This window comes from Streptomyces sp. NPDC051940 (assembly GCF_040680895.1).
GTDB lineage: Bacteria > Actinomycetota > Actinomycetes > Streptomycetales > Streptomycetaceae > Streptomyces.
On record NZ_JBFAXR010000032.1, the window covers coordinates 28,994 to 49,945 of the forward strand.

Below are 20,952 nucleotides of genomic sequence, written 5' to 3' on the forward strand. Positions count from 1 at the left end.
CGGGGCGGCCGGGCTACTCCGCCGCGGGTACGGAGTTACCCGCGTTCAGCTCGGCCAGCTGCTGCCGGCTCAGCCCGAAGGCGTACGTGGCGGCGAAGCCCGCGGCGTAACCGGCCGCCAGCCCGATCCCGTACACGGCCACGCTGTGCAGCAGCCCGCCGGCGCCCGCCAGCAGCGGGAACAGGGCCCAGCCCGAGGGCCCGATGGCGGTGGCGCCCACCGGCCCGGTCCACTGCTCCAGCAGCCCCAGCACCCCGCCCCCGACGGCGCCGCCGAAGCAGGCGGTGACGAACGGCCGGCCGAGGGGCAGCGAGACGCCGTAGATCAGCGGCTCACCGATGCCGAGCAGACCGGCGGGGAGGGCGGACCGGATCGTGCGCCGGACGGACTCGTTGCGCCGCAGCCGCGCGTACACCGCGGCGGCCGCCCCCACCTGCCCGGCCCCGGCCATGGCGAGCACCGGCAGCAGCACCGTGTAGCCCTGCTGCTCGATGAGCGTGGCGTGGATGGGGATCAGCGCCTGGTGCAGGCCGAGCATCACCAGCGGCAGGAAGAGCCCGCCGAGCACGAACCCGGCCGGTCCGCCGCCGGCTGTCAGCAGCCACGTCGCGAACTCGCCGACGGCGGAGGCGACCGCGCCCGCGGCGACCATCAGCACGTACAGCGTCGCCAGCCCCGACACCAGAACGGTCAGCGTCGGTGTCACCAGCACGTCCACCGACTCCGGCACCCACCGCCGGCACCACTTCTCCACCTGTACGGCGAGGAGCGCGGCGCCCAGCGCGCCCAGCACGCCGCCCTGCCCGGGGGCGAGGTGCTGCCCGAAGACCTCGACCTTCGCGACGCCGGGAAAGACGATGACGGCCGCCGCGGCCCCGCCGAGGACCGGCGTCCCGCCGAACTCCCTGGCGGTGTTGATGCCGACGAACACGGCGAGCAGCGACATGAACCCGCCCGCGACGGCCACGAGCGCGGGCACCAGGGCTCCCGCCCAGTCGGCGTGGCCGCTCGCGTGCAGATTGGCCAGCAGGCCGCCCAGCCCCGCGATGATCCCGCAGCCGATGAGAGCGGGGATGAGGGGTACGAACACGGCGGCGACGCGCCGCAGCGCGCTCTTGAGGGGCGTGGCGTTGCGCCGCCGCCGCGCGTCCCGCATCGCGTCCCCGCGCGCGGCGAGCGCGTCGGCGTCGGTCGCGCGGGCCGCGCTCGGGGCGCCCCCCGCCCCGCTCGGGGTGGTGACGCGGGACGCGACGTCCTCGGCCACCAGCGCCTGGAAGCGCTCGGTGACGCGGGCGACGCGCCCGGGCCCGAGCACGATCTGATAGGCCCCGTCATCAGCAACAACCCCCAGCACGCCCTCCGTACCCCGCACACCGGCGTCGTCGACGAGCGCGGGATCGCGCAGGGAGAGACGCAGCCGCGTCATGCAGTGGGCGACACCGTCCACGTTCCCGCCCCCACCGACAAGCCGAAGCAACCGCGCGGCGACCTCCCCCGCCCCGGGGGCAACACTCCGATCCATTACGCGAGGGTATGCACCAATTACCCCAATCCCCCTCAGGGCTCGCCCTACACCACCCGCGTCGGGGCGACCGGCGCCGCCCCGCGCCTCCGGCGCGGGGATTGCCCCCACCCACACACCACCCGTCAACGTCCCGCCAGGTCACCGCCGGCGCCTGGGGCCGCACCCCGCCAGGCGATGCGCTATGCACCTGAACGTACGGGCGACCTCGGGGGCCCGACCACCTCCACGCCTCGCCCGGCGCCTGAGGCCGAGGCGCGCAGCACCGACAAGGGAGGGCGACACCCAGGCATCGGGGCGGAGGCCCCACTCCCAGCCCGCCCGGCGCCTGAGCCCGAGGCGAACAGGACCGACAAGGGAGGGTGGCACCCAGGCATCGGGGCGGAGGTCCCACTCCCAGCCCGTCCGGCGCTTGAGGACGAGGCGGCAGCGCCGATAGGCCGGCGCCCAGGCATCGGCGCGAAGGTCCCACTACCAGCCCGTCCGGCGCTTGAGGACTTCGGCGAAGCCGAAGCGCGCCGCAGGCGCCGGCGCGACCGCACCACTCCAGCCCGGCCGGCGCTCGAGGCCAAGGCGCGCAGCGCCGAACAACGCCCGCCGCCAGGCGCCAGGGCGGGGGTCCCGCTCCCAGCCCGGCCGGCGTTTGAGGCCGAGCGCCGTCCAGGCGCGATGCGGCCGCAGGCCGCGACGGGGCCCGGGGCGGAGCCCCGCAGCGCAACGCGACGACACGGGCAGCGCCGGAGCAGCGCGGACGCCGGGCGCGCAGCCCCCGCACCGGACCGCAAACCCGGCGCAAACGCGCCGGAGGCGGCCCCCCGCCAGGGGAACCGCCTCCGAAAAAACAGGCCTTATGAGCGCGAGGCTCAGAAGTCCATGTCACCACCGGGCATACCGCCACCCGCAGGGGCCGCGGCCTTCTCCGGCTTGTCAGCGATGACGGCCTCGGTCGTGAGGAAGAGCGCGGCGATGGACGCCGCGTTCTGCAGCGCGGACCGGGTGACCTTCGCCGGGTCGATGATGCCCTCGGCGATCATGTCGACGTACTCACCGGTCGCGGCGTTCAGACCGTGGCCGACGGCCAGGTTGCGCACCTTCTCCACCACGACGCCACCCTCGAGGCCGGCGTTGACGGCGATCTGGGTGAGCGGCGCGGCCAGCGCCTTGCGGACGATGTCCGCACCGGTCGCCTCGTCGCCCTGGAGCTCGAGCTTCTCGAAGACCGAACCGGCCTGCAGCAGGGCCACGCCACCACCGGCGACGATGCCCTCCTCGACGGCGGCCTTGGCGTTACGGACCGCGTCCTCGATGCGGTGCTTGCGCTCCTTGAGCTCGACCTCGGTCGCCGCACCGGCCTTGATGACCGCGACACCGCCGGCGAGCTTCGCCAGGCGCTCCTGCAGCTTCTCGCGGTCGTAGTCGGAGTCGGAGGCCTCGATCTCGGCACGGATCTGGTTGACCCGGCCCTGGACCGCGTCGGACTCGCCGGCGCCGTCGACGATCGTGGTCTCGTCCTTGGTGATGACGACCTTGCGGGCCCGGCCGAGCAGGTCGAGGGTGGCGTTCTCGAGCTTGAGACCGACCTCCTCGGAGATGACCTGACCGCCGGTGAGGATGGCGATGTCGTTCAGCATGGCCTTACGACGGTCGCCGAAGCCCGGGGCCTTGACCGCGACGGACTTGAAGGTGCCGCGGATCTTGTTCACGACGAGCGTGGACAGGGCCTCGCCCTCGACGTCCTCGGCGATGATCAGCAGCGGCTTGCCGGACTGCATGACCTTCTCCAGCAGCGGAAGGAGGTCCTTCACACTGGAGATCTTGGAGTTGACGATGAGGATGTACGGGTCCTCGAGCTCCGCCTCCATGCGCTCCATGTCGGTGGCGAAGTACGCGGAGATGTAGCCCTTGTCGAAGCGCATACCCTCGGTGAGCTCCAGCTCCAGACCGAAGGTCTGGGACTCCTCGACGGTGATGACGCCTTCCTTGCCGACCTTGTCCATGGCCTCGGCGATGAGCTCGCCGATCTGGGTGTCGGCGGCGGAGATGGAGGCCGTCGAAGCGATCTGCTCCTTGGTCTCCACGTCCTTCGCCTGCTCCAGCAGCGCGCCGGAGACGGCCTCGGTGGCCTTCTCGATACCGCGCTTCAGGGCCATCGGGTTGGCGCCGGCGGCGACGTTGCGCAGGCCCTCGCGGACCAGCGCCTGGGCCAGGACGGTCGCGGTCGTCGTGCCGTCACCGGCGACGTCGTCCGTCTTCTTGGCGACCTCCTTGACCAGCTCGGCGCCGATCTTCTCGTACGGGTCCTCGAGCTCGATCTCCTTGGCGATGGAGACACCGTCGTTGGTGATCGTGGGGGCGCCCCACTTCTTCTCCAGAACGACGTTGCGGCCCTTCGGGCCCAGGGTGACCCGGACGGCGTCCGCGAGCTGGTTCATCCCGCGCTCGAGGCCGCGCCGCGCCTCCTCGTCGAACGCGATGATCTTGGCCATGTGAAGTGGTCCTCCCAGGACGGGGTGGATTTCTCCGGACCGCGCTGGCGCCCGCGACGGACGGCCCGCGATTCGGGGCGGTTCCTTGCCCCACCCCTTCGCGGACCTCACCGAACTCCGGTCCTACGTTTTTGTCACTCTCACGGGGAGAGTGCTAACGCCAATGATTAGCACTCGGGGTGGTCGAGTGCAAGCGGCAGTCGCCGCGGTGGGGTCCGACCTGGGGTTTTGTCTCGCTGCGATCAGTGCCGGTCGCGCTCCAAGCGTGCGGTCACGCCGGCGCCTGCGGCGCGATTCGGCGCTGCGCGCCTCAGTCCTCAAACGCCGGACGGGCTGACATCGGTGCCGGTCGCGCTCCAAGCGTCCCGTCGCGCCGGCGCCTGCGGCGCGATTCGGCGCTGCGCGCCTCAGTCCTCAAACGCCGGACGGGCTGACATCGGCGCCAGCCCCGCGGCAACCGCCCATCCCCCAACCACCCCGAAACAGCGAGGGACCCGCATCCCTCCCCGGATGCGGGCCCCTCGTCGTGAAGCTTCTGTGGCCGATGCGCGGCGTGAAAGTCAGCCCGCGGCGAGGCGGACCATATCTGCCTGCGGCCCCTTCTGGCCCTGCGAGATCTCGAACTCGACCCGCTGACCTTCCTCGAGGGTGCGGTACCCGTCCATCTGGATCGCGCTGTAGTGGACGAAAACATCCGCACCACCGTCGACCGCGATGAAGCCGTACCCCTTCTCCGCGTTGAACCACTTGACGGTGCCCTGAGCCATTCCTAACTCCCCTATTGCTGGCCCTTACACAGGACCGCACTTCGCGGACCCGGGTCAGACCTCACCCCCGGCTCTTCCCCCGCAACTCCCCGGAGGCGTACGCCGGAACGCGTCGACCGCGGCTGAATGTATCTGCACCGATGCCCACTGCAACAGGTCAATCGGACGAGAATTCTGGGCACACCCGATCGGTATTAATCAGCCCAATTCCCAGCACCTCAGGGCAAAACGGGCCGGGCATAGCCCACCAACACGACAATTCGCACGCCGACTTCGGCCACAACTTGTCGCGTTCTCATATGCGTCGGGCATGAACCACCCGGCGGACACCACCGGGGAACATCCCAACCCTATCGCTAGTAATCCCGCGCACAGCACCGACCCGCCCCACAGGTCCTGTCCCGTACGTCACAGCACAGCACCCCGACACCACCGCGAACGCACCCCGACAGCACCGCGCCCCCTCCCGGATCCATCCGGAAGGGGGCGCGCAGCGGGCCGAGTTGGCGACGGCGGGAAGGGACGTCAGCCTCCCGCCACCGCCGGGATGATCGAGACGCCCGCGCCGTCCGGCGTCGGCGTCTGGAGGCCCGACGCGAAGCGGACGTCGTCGTCGTTGACGTACACGTTCACGAAGCGCCGCAGCTTGCCCTGGTCGTCCAGGACGCGCGCGCCGATGCCCGTGTGGTTCCTGTCGAGGTCGGTCAGTACGTCGGCGAGGGTCGCGCCCTCGGCGCTCACCTCGGCCTGCCCGCCGGTGTAGGTGCGCAGGATGGTGGGGATGCGGACGTTCACGCTCATGTCAGAGGCCAGCCTCTCGGAAGGAGTCCAGGGTGGGGCGGATGACGGCGGACAGCCCGGTCGTGGGGGCCACCGCGTCGAGGGTCTTGAGGCCGTCGCCGGTGTTGATGGCGACGGTGGTCTCGGACGGGCTGATCCGGCCGTCCGCGACGAGCTTGGCCAGCACGCCGAAGGTGACGCCGCCCGCGGTCTCCGCGAAGACGCCCTCGGTGCGGGCGAGCTGCTTGATGGCGTCGACGACGGCGGTGTCGTCGACGTCCTCCACCGCGCCGCCGGTGCGACGCGCGATGTCCAGGACGTACGGACCGTCGGCCGGGTTGCCGATGGCCAGGGACTTGGCGATGGTGTCCGGCCGCACCGGGCGGACCACCTCGTGGCCGTCCTTGTAGGCGCGGGAGACCGGCGAGCAGCCCTCCGCCTGGGCCCCGAAGATCTTGTACGGCCGGTCCTCGACCAGGCCGAGGGCGATGAGCTCCTTCAGCCCCTTGTCGATCTTGGTGAGCTGGGAGCCGGAGGCCACCGGGATCACGATGTTGTCGGGGATCCGCCACCCCAGCTGCTCGCAGATCTCGTACGCCAGGGTCTTCGACCCCTCCGCGTAGTACGGCCGCAGATTGACGTTCGTGAAGCCCCAGCCCTCGCCGATCGGGTCGCCGATGAGCTCCGAGCAGAAGCGGTTCACGTCGTCGTAGGTGCCCTCGATGCCGACGACCTGGCCGCCGTACACCGCGGCCATGAGGATCTTGCCCTGCTCCAGGTCGTGCGGGATGAACACGCACGACTTGAGGCCCGCGCGGGCCGCGGCGGCGCCGACCGCGCCGGCGAGGTTGCCGGTGGAGGAGCAGGACAGGGTGGTGAAACCGAAGACGCGGGCGGCCTCGACGGCGATGGCGACGACGCGGTCCTTGAAGGAGTGCGTCGGGTTGCCGGAGTCGTCCTTCACGAAGAGCCTGCCGGGCTCCACGCCCAGTTCGGCGCCGAGCCGGTCGGCGGTGATCAGCCGGGTGAAGCCGGGGTTCAGGTTGGGCTTGGACGCCACGTCCGCCGGAACGGGAAGCAGCGGGGCGTAACGCCAGATGCTCTGCGGACCGGCCTCGATGCGCTTGCGCAGGCCCTCCGGGTCGCCACTCGGCAGGTCGTACGCGACCTCGAGCGGCCCGAAACACTCCTCGCAGGCGAAGACCGGTCCGAGCGGTACGCGGTGCCCGCACTCGCGGCAGCTCAGCGCGACGGCGGAGCCCAGCGTGACATCGGTGGCGGGTGCAACTGTCTCGACAGCCATGAAGCGGAGGCCTCTCTCCTCATCTTCCCCGCGGCGGACCTCGCCGCAGGACGGAATTGGCACCATCTCCGCCGGGGGCCTCTGCTAGGAGGACCGGTCGGAGGGTTGCCGGGGCTTCAACGGGCCGTTCCCTCTGCCCCTCTGGATGAGCGGTATGAAGTTGTGTCCGAGCGGTGTTGTCCGATCGGTTTGTACGCGCCTGATCGACCCCGACATGCGGTGGTCACACGCGCTGTTCAAGACTGTAACCGACACCCGCGACTGTTGAGATAGTCGTCCGAACCGCGAGACACGCCACATTCCAGGCCCAGACCGAGACCCAGACCCGGAGGTATGCAGGTGCTTGACGAGGTGGAGCGCTGGCTGAGCACCCGGTCCTGGTCAGCGGCGGACCGGCCGCTCCCCGCGCTCCTCGCCGCCAAGCGGGCGCTGGGGCCGCGGGGAACCGTCAGCGTGGTGCTGCCCGCCCTGAACGAGGAGCCGACGGTCGGCCTGATCGTCCGGACGATCCGCAAGGCGCTGATGGAGGAGGCACCGCTGGTCGACGAGCTGGTGGTGGTCGACTCCGGCTCCACGGACCGTACGGCCGAGGTGGCCGCCGCCGCGGGCGCGCGGGTGGTGCACCGCGACGAGGTGCTGCCGCGGCTGCCGGCGCTGCCCGGCAAGGGCGAGGTGCTGTGGCGGTCGCTGCTGGCGACGACGGGGGAGATCGTCGCGTTCGTCGACGCGGACCTGAAGGACTTCGACCCGGCGTTCGTCTCGGGCATCGTCGGCCCCCTCCTCACCGATCCGGACCTCGCGTTCGTCAAGGCCATGTACGACCGGCCGCTCGACCCCGCGTTCGCGGGCGCGACGCCCGGGCAGGGCGGCCGGGTCACGGAGCTGGTGGCGCGCCCGCTGCTGAACCTGCACTGGCCGCAGCTGGCCGGCTTCGTCCAGCCGCTGGGCGGCGAGTACGCGGCCCGCCGCTCGCTGCTGGAGACGCTGCCGTTCCCGGTGGGTTACGGCGTGGAGCTGGGGCTGCTGGTGGACACCCTGCACTCGGTGGGCCTGGACGCGATGGCCCAGGTCGACGTCGGCGTACGGCGCCACCGGCACCAGGACGGCCAGGCCCTGGGCCGGATGGCGGCCGCGATCTACCGCACCGCGCAGCTGCGCCTGGCCCGGGGCCATCTGGTGCGCCCGCGGCTCACCCAGTTCGACCGCGCCGCGGAGGGCGGCTTCGAGCCCCGTACGCACGAGGTGGACACGGAGGAGCGCCCCCCGATGCTCGACATCCCGGAGTACGTCCGGCGCCGGGCCGCCTGACCCGGGGGGACGCGGATGACCCGCACGGACGCGGAACACGTTTGGCGCGCGGGCGGCGCGGCTAGGCTCGCAGACATGGTCGCTGAGCACGGTGCAGAGGTCCTCGTCGCGTCCAATCGCGGTCCCGTGTCGTACGCCCTCGCCGACGACGGGACGCTGACCGCGAAGCGCGGCGGGGGCGGGCTGGTGTCGGGGCTCAGCGCGATCGGGCCGGAGGCCGGGGCGGTGTGGGTCTGCGCGGCGCTCGGCGACGCGGACCGCCGGGCGGCGGGCGGCGGGCGGCGGCTGGCCGCCGAGGACACGGGCGGGCAGGCGGTCCGGATGCTCGACATCGACGCGACCGTCTTCCACAACGCGTACAACGGGGTCGCGAACTCCGTCCTGTGGTTCGTGCACCACATGCTCTACCAGACCCCCCTCGAGCCGTCCTTCGACGCGGAGTTCCGCTCACAGTGGGCCTCGTACCGCTCGTACAACGCCGCCTTCGCGGACGCCCTCGCCGAGGAGGCGGCGCGCGGCGCGGCGGTCCTCGTCCAGGACTACCACCTCACCCTGGTGCCGGGGATGCTCCGCGAGCGCCGCCCGGACCTGCGGATCGGCCACTTCTCCCACACCCCCTGGGCGCCGCCCGAGTACTTCCGCCTCCTGCCCGACGACGTCGCCGAGCAGGTGCTGCGCGGGATGCTGGGCGCGGACCGGCTCGGCTTCCTCACCTCGCGGTGGGCGCAGGCGTTCGCGCGCTGCTGCGAGGAGCTGCTGCCGGGCGGGGTCGGCAGCACCGAGCTGGCGGTGTACGGGCTCGGCGCGGACGCCGAGTTCCTGCGCGAGCGTTCGCACCGCGCGGACGTCGCGGAGCGGATGGCGGCGCTGCGCGAGGAGATCGGCGGCGCGGACCGCAGGGTCATCGTGCGGGTCGACCGCACGGAGCTGTCGAAGAACATCGTCCGCGGCCTGCAGGCGTACGCCAGGCTGCTGCGGCAGCACCCGTCGTGGCGCGAGCGCGTCGTCCACCTGGCCTTCGCGTACCCCTCCCGCCAGGACCTCGCGGTCTACCGCGACTACACGGCGGAGGTACGCCGCCTCGCGGACGCGATCAACGACGAGTTCGGCACGCCCGGCTGGCGCCCGGTGATCCTCCACGTGAAGGACGACTTCGCCCGCTCCCTCGCCGCGTACCGCCTGGCGGACGTGGCCCTGGTGAACCCCATCCGCGACGGCATGAACCTGGTCGCCAAGGAGATCCCGGTCGTCTCCGACGACGGCTGCGCGCTGGTCCTCTCCCGCGAGGCGGGCGCTGCGGCGGAACTCGGCGAGGACGCCCTGCTGATCAACCCGTACGACATCGAGTCCACGGCGACGGCCCTGCACGAGGCGCTCGTGATGGAGCCTCACGAGCGCGCGGAACGCACGAAACGCCTCGCGGCGGCAGCCACGGCGCTGCCCCCGCAGGCGTGGTTCACATCCCAACTACACGCGCTACGCGCCTGACACCCTCCGCCGGTTGACCGATTCCGGGGGCTCCGCCCCCGCCCCCTGGACCGGAGTGCCCGCCCGCGCAGATCCCGGGGGCTCCGCCCCCGAACCCCGTGGACCAGAGTGCCCGCCCACGCAGCTCCCGGGGGCTTCGCCCCCGAACCCCCTGAGAGGGGGGTGGCCACGTAAGAGGGACGGGCACACAGCGGGCCTGCCGTCCACCAGGCACCAGGGCAAGGGCCAATACCCCGGCGGCCAGGCGTGAGGACGAGGGCTGATATCCAGGCGGCCAGGCGTCAGGGCGAAGGACCCAATCCCAGCCCGTCCGGCGTTTGAGGACTTCGGCGGAGCCGAAGCGCGCCGCAGGCGCCCGCGCAACCACACCCTCCAGCCCGTCCGGCGCTTGAGGACGAGGCGCGCAGCGCCGACACGCCAGCCGCCAGGCGTCAGCGCGAAGAGCCCAACCCCAGCCCGTCCGGCGCTTGAGGACTTCGGCGGAGCCGAAGCGCGCCGCAGGCGCCCGCGCAACCGCACCCTCCAGCCCGTCCGGCGCTTGAGGACGAGCGCCGCAGGCGCGGTGCGGGCGCAGCCCGCGAAGGGGGGTCGGGGGCGGAGCCCCCGCAGTGGGGCTGGAGACGGGCGGGGCTAGGGGACGAGGACGACCTTCCCCATCGTCCGACGCCCCTCCAGCGCCCGGTGAGCCGCAGCCGCCTCCACAAGAGGGAACCGCTGCACCAGGGGCACCAACCGCCCCGCCACCGCCTCGGCCAACGCCGCCGTCTCCATCCGCCGCAGCGGATCCTCACCCCCGACCGCGTCGAGCCAGTTCGGCCCGAGCACCCCCCGCGAACTGATCCCCCGCTCGAGCTGCTCCTCCTCGGAGAGGGACAGCGCCGCCCCCGACGACCACCCGAGCACCAGATGCCGCCCGCCCCGCCCGAGCAGATCGAGGGCGGCCCGCGCCGCGTCCCCGCCGACGGTGTCCAGCAGCACCGTCGCCGTACGCCCGCCGAGCGCCGCAGCGACCCGCTTCGCCCACTCGGGATCCGTGTAGTCCGCGGCGATGTCGGCGCCCAGCTCCGACACCCGGCGCACCTTCTCGGCCCCGCCCGCCAGCCCCACGACCGTGGCCCCGAGGTTCTTCCCGTACTGCACGAGCAGCGACCCGACGCCCCCCGCCGCGGCGGTGACGACGATGACGTCGTCCGCCGTCAGCTCCGCGAAGTGCAGGAACGCCATCGTCGTACGCCCCGTGCCGATCATCGCGACCGCCTCCGCCTCACCCAGCCCGGAGGGCAGCTCGTGCAGCCGCTCCACCTCGGTGACGGCGAGCGAGGCGTACCCGCCGGGCCGCAGCCCGATGTGCGCGACGACGCGCTTGCCCAGCCAGCCCGGGTCCACACCCGGCCCGACCGCGTCGACCGTGCCCGCGACCTCCCGCCCGGGGATGGTCGGCAGCTCGGGCGCCGGATACGGCCCCGCGGCACCCTGCCGCAACGACGTGTCCAGCAGATGCACGCCCGCCGCGGCGACGGCGACCCGGACCTGGCCGGGCCCGGGCGAGGGGTCGGCGACCTCCTCGTAGCGCAGGTTCTCGGCGGGCCCGAAGGCGTGCAGGCGGATGGCGTACATGAGGATCTCCCCGACATCGTTCGGCGTGGACTCGCACCCAGCCTGCGACCTGAACCTTGCTTGAGGTCAAGCCGCTGTCAGACCCCTGCGCAAGGATGGGCGCATGCCGACGAAGACCCAGCAGGGCCCGAAGCCTCCCCGCCGCCCCGAGCTGCGCCTGCCGCCGCTGCGGCCGTTCCCCGGGGAGGGCCTGGAGCCCGACGGGGACTACGACGGCCTGGAGCTGCCCGGCACGGACCTGTCCGGGGAGGACGGCAGCGGGGCGCGCTTCCTGGACTGCGCGCTGCGCGGCGTCGCGCTGGACAGGACGCGGCTGACGGCCGCCCGCTTCATCGACTCGGCGCTGGAGGGCGTACGGGGCACGGGCACTGACCTGGCGGACGCGGTCTTCCGGGACGCGGAGCTGACGGACGCGCGGTTCGGCGGAGTCGCCCTGCACGGGGCGGCGTTCGAGCGGGTGGTGGTCCGCGGCGGCAAGTCCGACTTCCTCAACTTCCGGGGCGCGAGCCTCACGGACGTGGTCTTCGAGGACTGCGTGCTGGTCGAGCCGGACTTCCAGGAGGCCCGTCTGACGCGGGTGTCGTTCGCGGGCTGCTCCCTGCGCGGCGCGGACTTCACGGGCGCGGCCCTGACGGACGTCGACCTGCGCGGGGCCCGCGAGCTGACGGTGACCCGCGGCCTGGACTCCCTCCGCGGCGCGACGATCAGCCCGGAGCAGCTCTTCGACCTCGCCCCCGCGTTCGCGGCACAGCTGGGCGTGGAGGTGAGGCCGCGCTGACCGGCGCCCGCCGAAAGCCGACCAGCCCCCGCCGAGAGCCGACCAGACCCCCGCCGAAAGCCGACCGCGCTCACGCCCGCCGGAAGGCAGGCCCCCGCTCACAACCTCCGGAAGCGCGCCTGCAGATCCCAGACCACCGGATTGTCCGCGAGCCCCTCATGCATGTCGACGAGGTCCGCGATCACGTCGTGCAGGAAGTCCCGTGCCTCGCGGCGCAGTTCCTCGTGCCGGAACTGCAGCGCCGGCTCACCGGACCGCTGCCAGTCCGCCCGTACGTCGACCCAGCCGAAGCGCCGCTCGAAGGTCAGGCAGTCCGTCGACTCCGTGAAGTCCAGCTCCGCCCACTGCGGCTTCGCCGCCCGGCTCCCGAGCGGATCGCGGTCGAGCCGCTCCACGACGTCGCACAGCGCCCACGCGAAGTCGAGCACCGGCACCCATCCCCAGGCTGTGGACAGCTCCCGGTCGGTGTCGGTGTCGGCGAGGTACACGTCCCCGCAGAACAGGTCGTGGCGCAGGGTCTTCACGTCCGCCCGGCGGTAGTCGGTCTGCGGCGGGTCGGGGAAGCGGGGGGAGAGGCTGTAGCCGATGTCGAGCACGGTCCATGGTGGCACGGTTGCCCCATGGCCTGCAGAAACGTCACTGGACACCCGTTCGGGTGACGTTCATGGCGAACGGTCCGCACCCTCTCACCTACGCTGGAACCGCCGCTCCCACGAGGAGGTGGCCCGTGGCACTGACAATCCCGGAACACGAGGTGCGCATGGCTGCAACGGACCCGGTCGAGGACGCCTTCTTCGCGGCAAGCGCCGCTGTCCCCCGGGGCTGGCGCGTGGAACTGATCGAAGGACAACTCCACGTGGTCCCTCCCGCGAACGGTGAGCACGAAGTGCTCCTGTCCGAGCTGAACGGCCAGATCCGCGACCACCACAAGGACCTCGTCCGGCTCCAGGGGGTCGGGCTGAGGCTGCCCGGCGCGGCACCCCATGACTGCGTCATTCCCGATCTCGTCATTGCGCCCAACGGCAGTTTCGTCGACGACCAGGAATGGCACGACCCCGCGCCCGTGCTCCTCGTGGCCGAGGTCACCTCGAAGTCGACCGCCCGCAACGACCGGGAGCGGAAGCTGTACAGCTACGCACGAGCCGGTATCCCCGTCTACGTGCTCGTGGACCGGGAGGCAGGCGCGGTCTGGGTGCACAGTGCGCCGGAGGACGGCGAGTACACGAGCGCGGTGAAGGCCAAAATGACAGGGCCCTTCACACTGCCCGAGCCTTTCGGCTTCGAGGTCGACCTCAGCGAGGTCTGACCGGCCCGGCGGAACACACCTTCAGAAGCGCTTCTCCATCACCACGCACGGCCGCCCCGCACCCCGGTCCAGCCGGCGGTCGACCACCTCGTACCCCCGCGCCGTCCAGAAGGCGAGCCCCTTCGGGTTGTTCTCCAGCACCGCGAGCCGCACACCCGGCCGCCCCGCCGCACGGAAACGGTCCTCCACCAGGCCCGCCAGCCGGCCGCCCAGCCCCTCGCGATGACGCTCGCCGTGCACAAGCAGCAGCCCGATCCACGGGTACGGATCGGCCGGATCCGGGTGTACGGCGGCGGTCGCCGCGATGCCGACGAGCGCGCCGTCCCCGTCGCGGGCCAGAAGGTACTCCGCCCCGTCGTGTGCCAGATCGTCCCGCACCGACGCCGCCACCTGCTCGGCGGTGATCCGCAGCGGGTCGGGGAAATCGCCGCTCAGCGTGAAGAACGCGACGTTCGAGGCGTAGAGCCCGGCGAGCTCGGCACGCAGCGGTGCGGGGAGGTCCCCGCCCTCGATGGCCAACGGTTCCAGCAGCATGGCGGACAGGCTACGCGCCGGGCCGCCCGCACCCGACGCCGGCGGCCCGCCCCGCCCCGGAAACGACGGGACGGCCCCCGGCGGCTGCCGGAGGCCGTCCACTGCCATGACGGAGGCGTCAGATGTTCACGCCGAAGTCCTGCGCGATGCCCGCGAGGCCCGAGGCGTAACCCTGGCCGACCGCGCGGAACTTCCACTCCGCGCCGTTGCGGTACAGCTCGCCGAAGACCATCGCGGTCTCGGTCGCCGCGTCCTCGGAGAGGTCGTAGCGGGCGATCTCGGTGCCGCCGGCCTGGTTGATGATGCGGATGTACGCGTTGCGGACCTGGCCGAAGTTCTGGGCGCGGCTCTCGGCGTCGTAGATGGACACCGGGAAGACGATCTTGTCGATGTCCGCGGGCAGGCCCGCCAGGTTGACGTTGATCTGCTCGTCGTCGCCCTCGCCCTGGCCGGTGAGGTTGTCGCCGGTGTGGACGATGGTCTGGTCGGGCGTCTGCTTGTTGTTGAAGAACACGAAGTGTCCGTCGGAGTAGACCTTGCCGCTCGGGTTCACCGCGATGGCGCTCGCGTCGAGGTCGAAGTCCGTCCCCGTGGTCGTGCGGACGTCCCAGCCGAGGCCCACGGTGACAGCGGTCAGTCCGGGCGCCTCCTTGGTCAGCGAGACGTTGCCGCCCTTGGACAGGCTTACAGCCATGGGTAGTCCCCTCCTAGTCGATACCGGCAGCCGGTAAACCCGAAGCTACCGTCACCTATCGCAACGCCGCGACGCTTTCGGCGGTTCCACCGGCCTCGGCAAATCCGGGTGACACATCGCACGTCAGACCGGGATCATGGGGGGTATGTCCGGGCCCTACGTCATCAGAGGCTCGGTCTCCCTGCCGGAGGCCGAGCTCGTCTGGCGTTTCTCCAGATCGTCCGGACCGGGCGGCCAGCACGTGAACACCAGCGACAGCCAGGTGGAGCTGCGCTTCGACCTCGCCGCGACGCGGGCGCTGCCCGAGGTGTGGCGGGAACGGGCGCTGGAGCGGCTGGCCGGCCGCCTGGTCGACGGCGGCGTGATCGCCGTACGGGCCAGCGAGCACCGCTCGCAGTGGCGCAACCGGGAGGCCGCCGCCGTCAAGCTGGCCGCGCTGCTCGCCGAGGCGACCGCGCCGCCGCCCAAGGCGCGGCGCAAGACGAAGATCCCCCGCGGGATCAACGAGCGGCGGCTGCGGACGAAGAAGCAGCGCTCGGAGACCAAGCGCGGGCGCACGGGACGCGGCTGGGACTGACGGGTCCGCGCGGGGGCCGGGCACCGGCCCTATCCCACCCGCCCTACCCGAACCGCCCCACGAACTCCGTGAGGTCCCGGGCCACCCACTCCGGCCGCTCCCAGTACGGAACGTGGCCCACCCCCTCGTACACGAGCAGCTCCGCGCCGAATATCGCGTCCACGATGGTCTGCTGGTCCGAGCGCGGCACGATCCGGTCCCGGTCGCCCCAGATCACCAGCGTCGGCACGAGGATGCCGTACAGCGTCGCGCGCAGATCCGTGTCCAGCAGGCCGCGCATGGTCTCGCGCCACACCCGGGCCGGCGCCTTCAGGCTCTCCTCGGTGACGGTCCGCAGGAAGCCGGGCGGGACGGGCTCGGCGGTCAGGCCGCGGTTGAACTCCTCCGCGAACGCGGGATCCACCGGGTCGTCCAGCTTGTTCACCCGGTCCCAGATCTCGAGCACCCCCGGCTTGCCCGCGAGCGCCGCCGGTACGCCGAGCAGCACCAGCCCCGCCACTCGGTGCGGGGCGCGGCCCGCGAGGATGCGGGCGGCTATGCCGCCGCTGGAGCCGCCGACGAGCACCGCCCGCTCGATACCGGCGGCGTCCAGGAAGGCCGCGAGGTCGTCGGCGAAGTCCTCCGGAAGGTAGCCGCCCTGCGGCTTGTCCGCGTCGCCGTGGCCGCGCTGCGTCGGCGCGTAGGCGTGCACGGAGGCGGGCAGGTGCCGCAGCACCGGCTCGAACGTCCACCAGGAGTCCGCGTACCCGTGGACGAGGACGACGGGCGTCCCACCCGGCTGCCCGGTCTCGGCGTAGGGGAGGGTCAGACCTCCTGGCAGTACGGCCCGGTGCTCCGTGATGGTGGACATGGCGCCATTGTCACCCTCGTCCCGGGCGGCGACCAGAGCGGGTGACTCGCTGTGACGGCCGGCTGACCTGCGGGATCATCCGGGCGCCGAGGCGGGGGTCAGCCCAGCGTCCGGTAGCGCCCGCGGAAGTACATGAGCGGTCCGCCCTCCGCGCTGGGCACGGCGGCGGTGAGCACCCGGCCGATCACCAGCGTGTGGTCGCCCGCCGGGACCCGCTGCTCGGTACGGCACTCCAGCACCGCCAGGGCCCCCCGTACCAGCGGGGCGCCGGTCTGCTCGCCCCGCGCGTAGGCGATGTCCTCGAAGAGCAGCCGGTCGCTGATCCGGCCCTTCATCGCGAAGCGGCCCGCGATGTGCCGCTGGCTCTCCGCCAGCACCGAGACACCCCACAGGGGCTGCTCGGCCAGCAGATCGTCCATCCGGGAGCCGTTGCGCAGCGACACCATCACCAGCGGCGGCTCCAGCGACACCGACACGAAGGCCGTGGCCGTCATGCCGACGTCCTCACCGACGGTGAGGTCGGCAACGCCCTCGGCGTCCCCGGCGTCCTCGCGCGCCGTGACCAGCACCACGCCCCCGGCCAGCCGGGACATGGCGGCTCGGAACTCGTCCTCGCTCACCCCAACAGGATGGGTCACGTCAAGCGTCTTCTGCAGCACGTCATGAACGGTAATCCCGGGCCGGGACGGTGACATCGGGCATTGGGACCAGGAGGGGTCCTAGGACCAGTGGCCTTCGCCACACGGGCCCCTCACCGGGTCTTCACCGAACATCCGCGAGGCTGCTGTGACTTGAGTCACAGACTGCGGTTATATGCTGACCCTGTGTACCGGCGGGGCAGCTCACTGTGATTCAGTGGGCTCGGGCAGTCGGACGGAACACATTCCAGAGTTGCTACGGGGGCGTGGGCTCAGGGAGAGCGTTGATGGATACCGAGGCGGAGCCATATGTACGTCTGGCGAGCCTGCGCCGGCTGCACCAGGTGCTTGCCGAGCTGAACACGGCGCGCAGTCTGGCCGACACGCTGCAGAGCGTGGCGGACGGTCTGGTGACCGCTCTCGGCTACGAGCAGTCCGCCGTGAACCTGGCCCGCCAGGACGGCGACCTCGTCATCGCCGCGATCGCCGGCAGCCCCGCCACGGAGGCGCTGCTCGCCGGCCGGGTGGGCTCGCGGGCCTCCTGGGAGCGCCGGCTGGCCATGGGCGAGCGCTGGGGCGAGCTGCGGTTCATCCCGCACACCGAGGGCTGGGTGCTGGACGCCGACGACGTCCCGCAGACCCACCCCGCCTGCCCGCCGCCCGCGACGCCCGGCGACTGGTGCACCGGCGACCGGCTCTTCGCCCCGATGTACGACTCGGGCAGCGATCTGCTGGGCGTGCTGTCGGTCGACAAGCCCCTCAGCGGCCGGATACCGGGCCCGTGGGGCCGGGAGGCCCTGCAGCTGTACGCCTCCCAGGCCGCGATCGCCATCAGCAACGCCCGGCTGCGCGCCAACATGCAGCGCGCCCTGGTCCGCCTGGAGCGCGAGCAGCAGGCGCTGCGGGCCAGCGAGGAGAGCTTCCGGCAGGCGTTCGAGTTCGCCCCCAGCGGGATGGCCGTGGCGGAGCTGGGCGGCGACCAGCACGGCCGGCTGATCCGTACCAACGACGCCCTGTGCCGGCTGCTGGGCCGCGCCCCGGCCGCGCTGCGCCGGCTGTCCTTCTCCGATCTGGTCCACCCGGACGACATGGGCGCCCTGATGCGCACGTTCGCCGAGGGCGGGCGGGCGGAGCTGCGCCTGGCGAAGCGCGACGGCAGCTACGTCTGGGCGTCCCTGCGCAACTCCGTCGTCCCCGACGCGGGGGACGGGCCGCAGTACCTGCTGGCGCACGTCGAGGACATCGAGGAGCGCAAGCACCGCGAGCTGCACCTGGCGCACCGCGCCAGCCACGACGCCCTCACCGGGCTGCCCAACAGCGCCGAGCTGCGCGCCCGCCTCACGGCGCGGCTGTGCGAGCGCGCGCCCGACGCGTACGTGCTCGCCGAGGGCCCGCACCTGGCGCCGCTGGCGGACCTCGACACGAACGGCCACGGCTTCCGCGTGGACGACGCCGACGAGTGGGGCGCGGCCGCCCGGTCGTACGAGCACGCCTCCTTCGGGCACCACGTGCACGCGATCGCCCCGGCCGAGGACGACACGGCCACCAAGGGCCTGGCGGTGCTCTTCTGCGATCTGGACGGCTTCAAGGCCATCAACGACCGCTTCGGCCACAACTCCGGCGACGCGGTCCTGGTGGAGGTCGCGCACCGGCTGACGGCCGCGGTCCGCGACGGGGACACCGTCGCGCGGCTCGGCGGCGACGAGTTCGTGGTCCTGGCCGACGGTCTGGGCTCCCTGGAGGCCGCGGACCTCTCCGTCCGCCTGCGCAACGCGATCATCCCGCCCATCCGCCTCGACGACGGCCGCGCGGTACGCGTCGGCGTGAGCGTCGGCGTCGGCTGGGCGGCGTGCGGCATGTCGGTCAAGGAGGTCCTCTCCTCCGCCGACCAGCTGATGTACGCCCAGAAGCGCCGCGGCAAGTCCCACCGCCGCGCGGGGTGACCCCCCTCACCCCCCGCGGACGGTCCCCGCAGGCTCACCCGTGGTACGTGATGTACCCGTTCCGGTCCGCGTCGTTGACGCTCGCGGTGTAGGCGTGCGCGTCGGCGCCCGCGCGCCGAAGGGTATTTCCGCCGGGATGCCGGTCACAGCCGCGCCCTTTGCCGCCACGCGGCCGCACGGGGTCACCGGGCTGAAGTCATGGGTGGGACGGGTAGGCGAACCGGTTCGCTACTGGGTGCCGGCGATCTTCAGGGCCGAGGTGTACTCCGTGGCGTGGGCCGGTGTGGCGGACAACACGGCCGCCCCGGTGGCGGCGAGAGCGACGACGGCGGCAGAGAGCTTGCGCATGTGGGACATCCCCCCTGGATGGTGCGCGTGTGACGAGTGCAGCACCGTATGCCGCCCCTCGGCCGCGGGGGCAGGGGCCGACGGGGGATCCACGAGGGGCGGTACGGCCCTTGTGCGGAGTGAGATGGGGCGGTGACTGGACGTGCCCTCGGTGCGAACAGGTAGGCTCGCACTTCGTCGGCAGTGTGCCGACAGCCAGGCGCCGACAGGGAGTGACAGGTAATGACGGACGGCTACAGCGGCGGTTCGGGCGGGCAGCCGCCCGCGGACGACGACCCGTTCGCCCACCTGTACCGCACGGAGGGCGGCGCCGCCCCGGTCGGCGACACCGCCCCGATAGGCCAGGCCCCCGGCGTCCCGCGCACGTCGTACAACCACGTCCGCGCAGTCGGCGAGCGCCAGTACGGCCAGCAGCCCTACGGCGGCCAGCAGACGTACGCGGGCCAGCCCCCGGCCAACGCGCACTACGCCGCCCCCGAGACCTACGGCGGCGGCCCGGGCCGGCCCTACCCGCCGCAGGACGACGACTACGACGACCGCCGCGGCCCGCAGCGCAACCCGCTGGTGCTGGGCGCGGTCGCGTTCGTCGCGGTCGTCGTCATAGCGATCGCCGTCGCGATGATGTCGAACGGCGACGACGACAAGGACAAGGGCAGCCAGGCGAGCAACTCCCCCGCCCCCACGGCCACGTCCGGCGACGACAAGAAGAAGGACGAGGCGAAGGACGAGGACACGGGCGAACTGCCCAAGTCCGACGCCGCCGACCTGACCCTGAGCGGCGGCGCGGTGGTCGGCACGGAGTACCCGGACGCGAAGAGCGGTTCGTACGTCACCGGCTTCAACGCGCCCGGCGCCCAGGCGGTTTGGAAGATCAAGGTCCCCGAGGACGGGCAGTATCACGTCTACGTCCGCTTCAGCGTCCCAGGCAAGGACACCCGGCTCCCCGTGCTGGTCGACGGCAAGCCCTACAGCAACGGCATAAACATGGAGAACTGGTCCGGCGCCAAGAAGGGCGAGTGGGGCAAGTGGTCCACGACCTTCATCACGCCCACCCTCAGCAAGGGTGAGCACGAGATCGTGTTCTACTCCGACAAGGGCGGCATCGACACCGCCATCGACCAGGTGGCCTTGACGACCGAAGAGGTCGCCCCCTTCTAACCCGCCACCACCCGCAGGAACCTCTCCACCGTCCCCGCCATCCCCTCCCTGGCGGGGACGAGGTATTTCCGGGGGTCCACGCCCGCCGGGTTGGCGTCCAGCCAGTCGCGGACCGCCCCGGTGAACGCCGTGTTGAGCGCCGTACCGACGTTGATCTTGACCATCCCGGCCGCGACCGCCCGCGCGATCTCCTCGTCGGGCACGCCCGACGACCCGTGCAGCACCAGCGGCACCGGCACCGCGTCGCGCAGCCGCGCTATCAGCCCGTGGTCCAGCGCCGCCGTCCGCTCCACCATCGCGTGCGTGGAGCCCACGGCCACCGCGAGGGCGTCAACGCCCGTCTCCGCGACGTACGTCGACGCCTCCACCGGATCGGTCCGCACCCCCGGCGCGTGCGCGTCGAGCGGCGCCTCACCGGCCTTGCCGCCGACACGGCCCAGCTCCGCCTCGACCCAGATACCGCGCGCGTGCCCCCAACGGACCGCCGCCGCCGTGGCTTTGACGTTCTCGCCGTAAGGCAGCTTCGAGGCGTCGAACATCACCGAGGAGAACCCCGTGTGCTGGGCTGCCTTGAGCAGGCCCTCGGAGACCACGTGGTCCAGATGCAGGGACAGCTCCGCCGACGACGCCTGGGCGACGGACCGGGCGGCGGCGGCGATCGCGACCAGCCCCCCGTGGAACCTCACCGCGTTCTCCGACACCTGCAGGATCGCCGGCACCCCCGCCGCCTCCGCCCCCGCCGCGATGGCCTCCGCGTGCTCCAGGGTGATGACGTTGAACGCCGCCACTCCGCCGCCCGCGGCGCGGGCACGGTCGACGAGTTCGGCGGTGGGCACCAGCGGCATACGTGTCTCC

General features: G+C 72.3%; 19 protein-coding genes and 1 riboswitch. Of the genes, 7 read left to right on the forward strand and 12 right to left on the reverse strand.

Annotated features, from left to right (window positions below):
* Nucleotides 1-13: 13 nt before the first annotated feature.
* From AB0M28_RS15360 to thrC, 5 genes are all read right to left on the reverse strand, one after another.
* Nucleotides 14-1,522, reverse strand: coding sequence for a PTS transporter subunit EIIC (locus AB0M28_RS15360; RefSeq protein WP_365403711.1), 1,509 nt, complete (start codon nt 1,520-1,522; stop codon nt 14-16).
* An 863-nt stretch (nt 1,523-2,385) separates the two neighbouring features.
* Nucleotides 2,386-4,008, reverse strand: a complete 1,623-nt coding sequence (gene groL / locus AB0M28_RS15365; RefSeq protein WP_365403714.1) for a chaperonin GroEL — start codon at nt 4,006-4,008, stop codon at nt 2,386-2,388.
* Between the two features lie 560 nt (nt 4,009-4,568).
* The gene (locus AB0M28_RS15370; protein ID WP_005486335.1) at nt 4,569-4,775 is read right to left on the reverse strand and encodes a cold-shock protein; all 207 of its coding nucleotides are present in this window, start codon (nt 4,773-4,775) and stop codon (nt 4,569-4,571) included.
* Nucleotides 4,776-5,300: 525 nt separating this feature from the next.
* Complete coding sequence (locus tag AB0M28_RS15375) at nt 5,301-5,576, reverse strand: MoaD/ThiS family protein (RefSeq protein WP_365403717.1); 276 nt, start codon at nt 5,574-5,576, stop codon at nt 5,301-5,303.
* Nucleotide 5,577: 1 nt separating this feature from the next.
* Nucleotides 5,578-6,858: a threonine synthase gene (gene thrC / locus AB0M28_RS15380; protein ID WP_365403720.1), complete on the reverse strand. Its 1,281-nt coding sequence runs from the start codon at nt 6,856-6,858 to the stop codon at nt 5,578-5,580.
* 16 nt (nt 6,859-6,874) lie between these two features.
* Nucleotides 6,875-7,010, reverse strand: a riboswitch (SAM riboswitch).
* Nucleotides 7,011-7,197: 187 nt separating this feature from the next.
* On the opposite strand from thrC, the gene AB0M28_RS15385 reads away from it, so the two are divergent.
* Together AB0M28_RS15385 and AB0M28_RS15390 are read left to right on the forward strand one after the other, a co-directional pair.
* On the forward strand, nt 7,198-8,166 hold the full coding sequence (locus AB0M28_RS15385; protein ID WP_365403822.1) for a glucosyl-3-phosphoglycerate synthase: 969 nt from the start codon (nt 7,198-7,200) through the stop codon (nt 8,164-8,166).
* Nucleotides 8,167-8,241: 75 nt separating this feature from the next.
* Nucleotides 8,242-9,654, forward strand: coding sequence for a trehalose-6-phosphate synthase (locus AB0M28_RS15390; RefSeq protein ID WP_365403723.1), 1,413 nt, complete (start codon nt 8,242-8,244; stop codon nt 9,652-9,654).
* Between the two features lie 630 nt (nt 9,655-10,284).
* Here AB0M28_RS15390 and AB0M28_RS15395 read toward each other — a convergent pair.
* The gene (locus tag AB0M28_RS15395; RefSeq protein WP_365403726.1) at nt 10,285-11,271 is read right to left on the reverse strand and encodes a zinc-binding dehydrogenase; all 987 of its coding nucleotides are present in this window, start codon (nt 11,269-11,271) and stop codon (nt 10,285-10,287) included.
* A 103-nt stretch (nt 11,272-11,374) separates the two neighbouring features.
* On the opposite strand from AB0M28_RS15395, the gene AB0M28_RS15400 reads away from it, so the two are divergent.
* Nucleotides 11,375-12,049 (forward strand): pentapeptide repeat-containing protein, encoded by a 675-nt coding sequence (locus AB0M28_RS15400; protein WP_365403729.1) that lies wholly within the window; start codon nt 11,375-11,377, stop codon nt 12,047-12,049.
* A 98-nt stretch (nt 12,050-12,147) separates the two neighbouring features.
* Here the strand turns inward: AB0M28_RS15400 and AB0M28_RS15405 are convergent, their stop codons facing one another.
* The gene (locus AB0M28_RS15405; RefSeq protein ID WP_365403825.1) at nt 12,148-12,645 is read right to left on the reverse strand and encodes a hypothetical protein; all 498 of its coding nucleotides are present in this window, start codon (nt 12,643-12,645) and stop codon (nt 12,148-12,150) included.
* A gap of 131 nt (nt 12,646-12,776) precedes the next feature.
* Between AB0M28_RS15405 and AB0M28_RS15410 the strand changes: the two genes are divergently transcribed.
* On the forward strand, nt 12,777-13,355 hold the full coding sequence (locus AB0M28_RS15410) for a Uma2 family endonuclease (RefSeq protein WP_365403731.1): 579 nt from the start codon (nt 12,777-12,779) through the stop codon (nt 13,353-13,355).
* Between the two features lie 21 nt (nt 13,356-13,376).
* Here the strand turns inward: AB0M28_RS15410 and AB0M28_RS15415 are convergent, their stop codons facing one another.
* Both AB0M28_RS15415 and AB0M28_RS15420 read right to left on the reverse strand, forming a co-directional pair.
* Nucleotides 13,377-13,889, reverse strand: a complete 513-nt coding sequence (locus tag AB0M28_RS15415) for a GNAT family N-acetyltransferase (protein ID WP_365403734.1) — start codon at nt 13,887-13,889, stop codon at nt 13,377-13,379.
* Between the two features lie 118 nt (nt 13,890-14,007).
* Nucleotides 14,008-14,583: a TerD family protein gene (locus AB0M28_RS15420; protein WP_365403737.1), complete on the reverse strand. Its 576-nt coding sequence runs from the start codon at nt 14,581-14,583 to the stop codon at nt 14,008-14,010.
* Nucleotides 14,584-14,719: 136 nt separating this feature from the next.
* On the opposite strand from AB0M28_RS15420, the gene arfB reads away from it, so the two are divergent.
* On the forward strand, nt 14,720-15,160 hold the full coding sequence (gene arfB / locus AB0M28_RS15425) for an alternative ribosome rescue aminoacyl-tRNA hydrolase ArfB (RefSeq protein ID WP_365403740.1): 441 nt from the start codon (nt 14,720-14,722) through the stop codon (nt 15,158-15,160).
* Between the two features lie 43 nt (nt 15,161-15,203).
* On the opposite strand, the gene AB0M28_RS15430 is transcribed toward arfB, so the two are convergent.
* Both AB0M28_RS15430 and AB0M28_RS15435 read right to left on the reverse strand, forming a co-directional pair.
* Nucleotides 15,204-16,010 (reverse strand): alpha/beta hydrolase, encoded by an 807-nt coding sequence (locus tag AB0M28_RS15430; RefSeq protein WP_365403743.1) that lies wholly within the window; start codon nt 16,008-16,010, stop codon nt 15,204-15,206.
* A gap of 98 nt (nt 16,011-16,108) precedes the next feature.
* Nucleotides 16,109-16,705 (reverse strand): flavin reductase family protein, encoded by a 597-nt coding sequence (locus AB0M28_RS15435; protein WP_365403746.1) that lies wholly within the window; start codon nt 16,703-16,705, stop codon nt 16,109-16,111.
* 230 nt (nt 16,706-16,935) lie between these two features.
* Here AB0M28_RS15435 and cdgB point away from each other — a divergent pair, with 230 nt between their 5' ends.
* Together cdgB and AB0M28_RS15445 are read left to right on the forward strand one after the other, a co-directional pair.
* Nucleotides 16,936-18,591: a diguanylate cyclase CdgB gene (gene cdgB, locus AB0M28_RS15440; RefSeq protein ID WP_365403749.1), complete on the forward strand. Its 1,656-nt coding sequence runs from the start codon at nt 16,936-16,938 to the stop codon at nt 18,589-18,591.
* A 570-nt stretch (nt 18,592-19,161) separates the two neighbouring features.
* A complete protein-coding gene (locus AB0M28_RS15445) occupies nt 19,162-20,097 on the forward strand; it encodes a carbohydrate-binding protein (RefSeq protein WP_365403752.1) in 936 nt (311 codons plus the stop codon).
* Here the strand turns inward: AB0M28_RS15445 and AB0M28_RS15450 are convergent.
* Complete coding sequence (locus AB0M28_RS15450) at nt 20,094-20,942, reverse strand: class II fructose-bisphosphate aldolase (RefSeq protein WP_365403755.1); 849 nt, start codon at nt 20,940-20,942, stop codon at nt 20,094-20,096. The two genes, AB0M28_RS15445 and AB0M28_RS15450, sit on opposite strands and share 4 nt — an antisense overlap.
* Nucleotides 20,943-20,952: the final 10 nt, after the last annotated feature.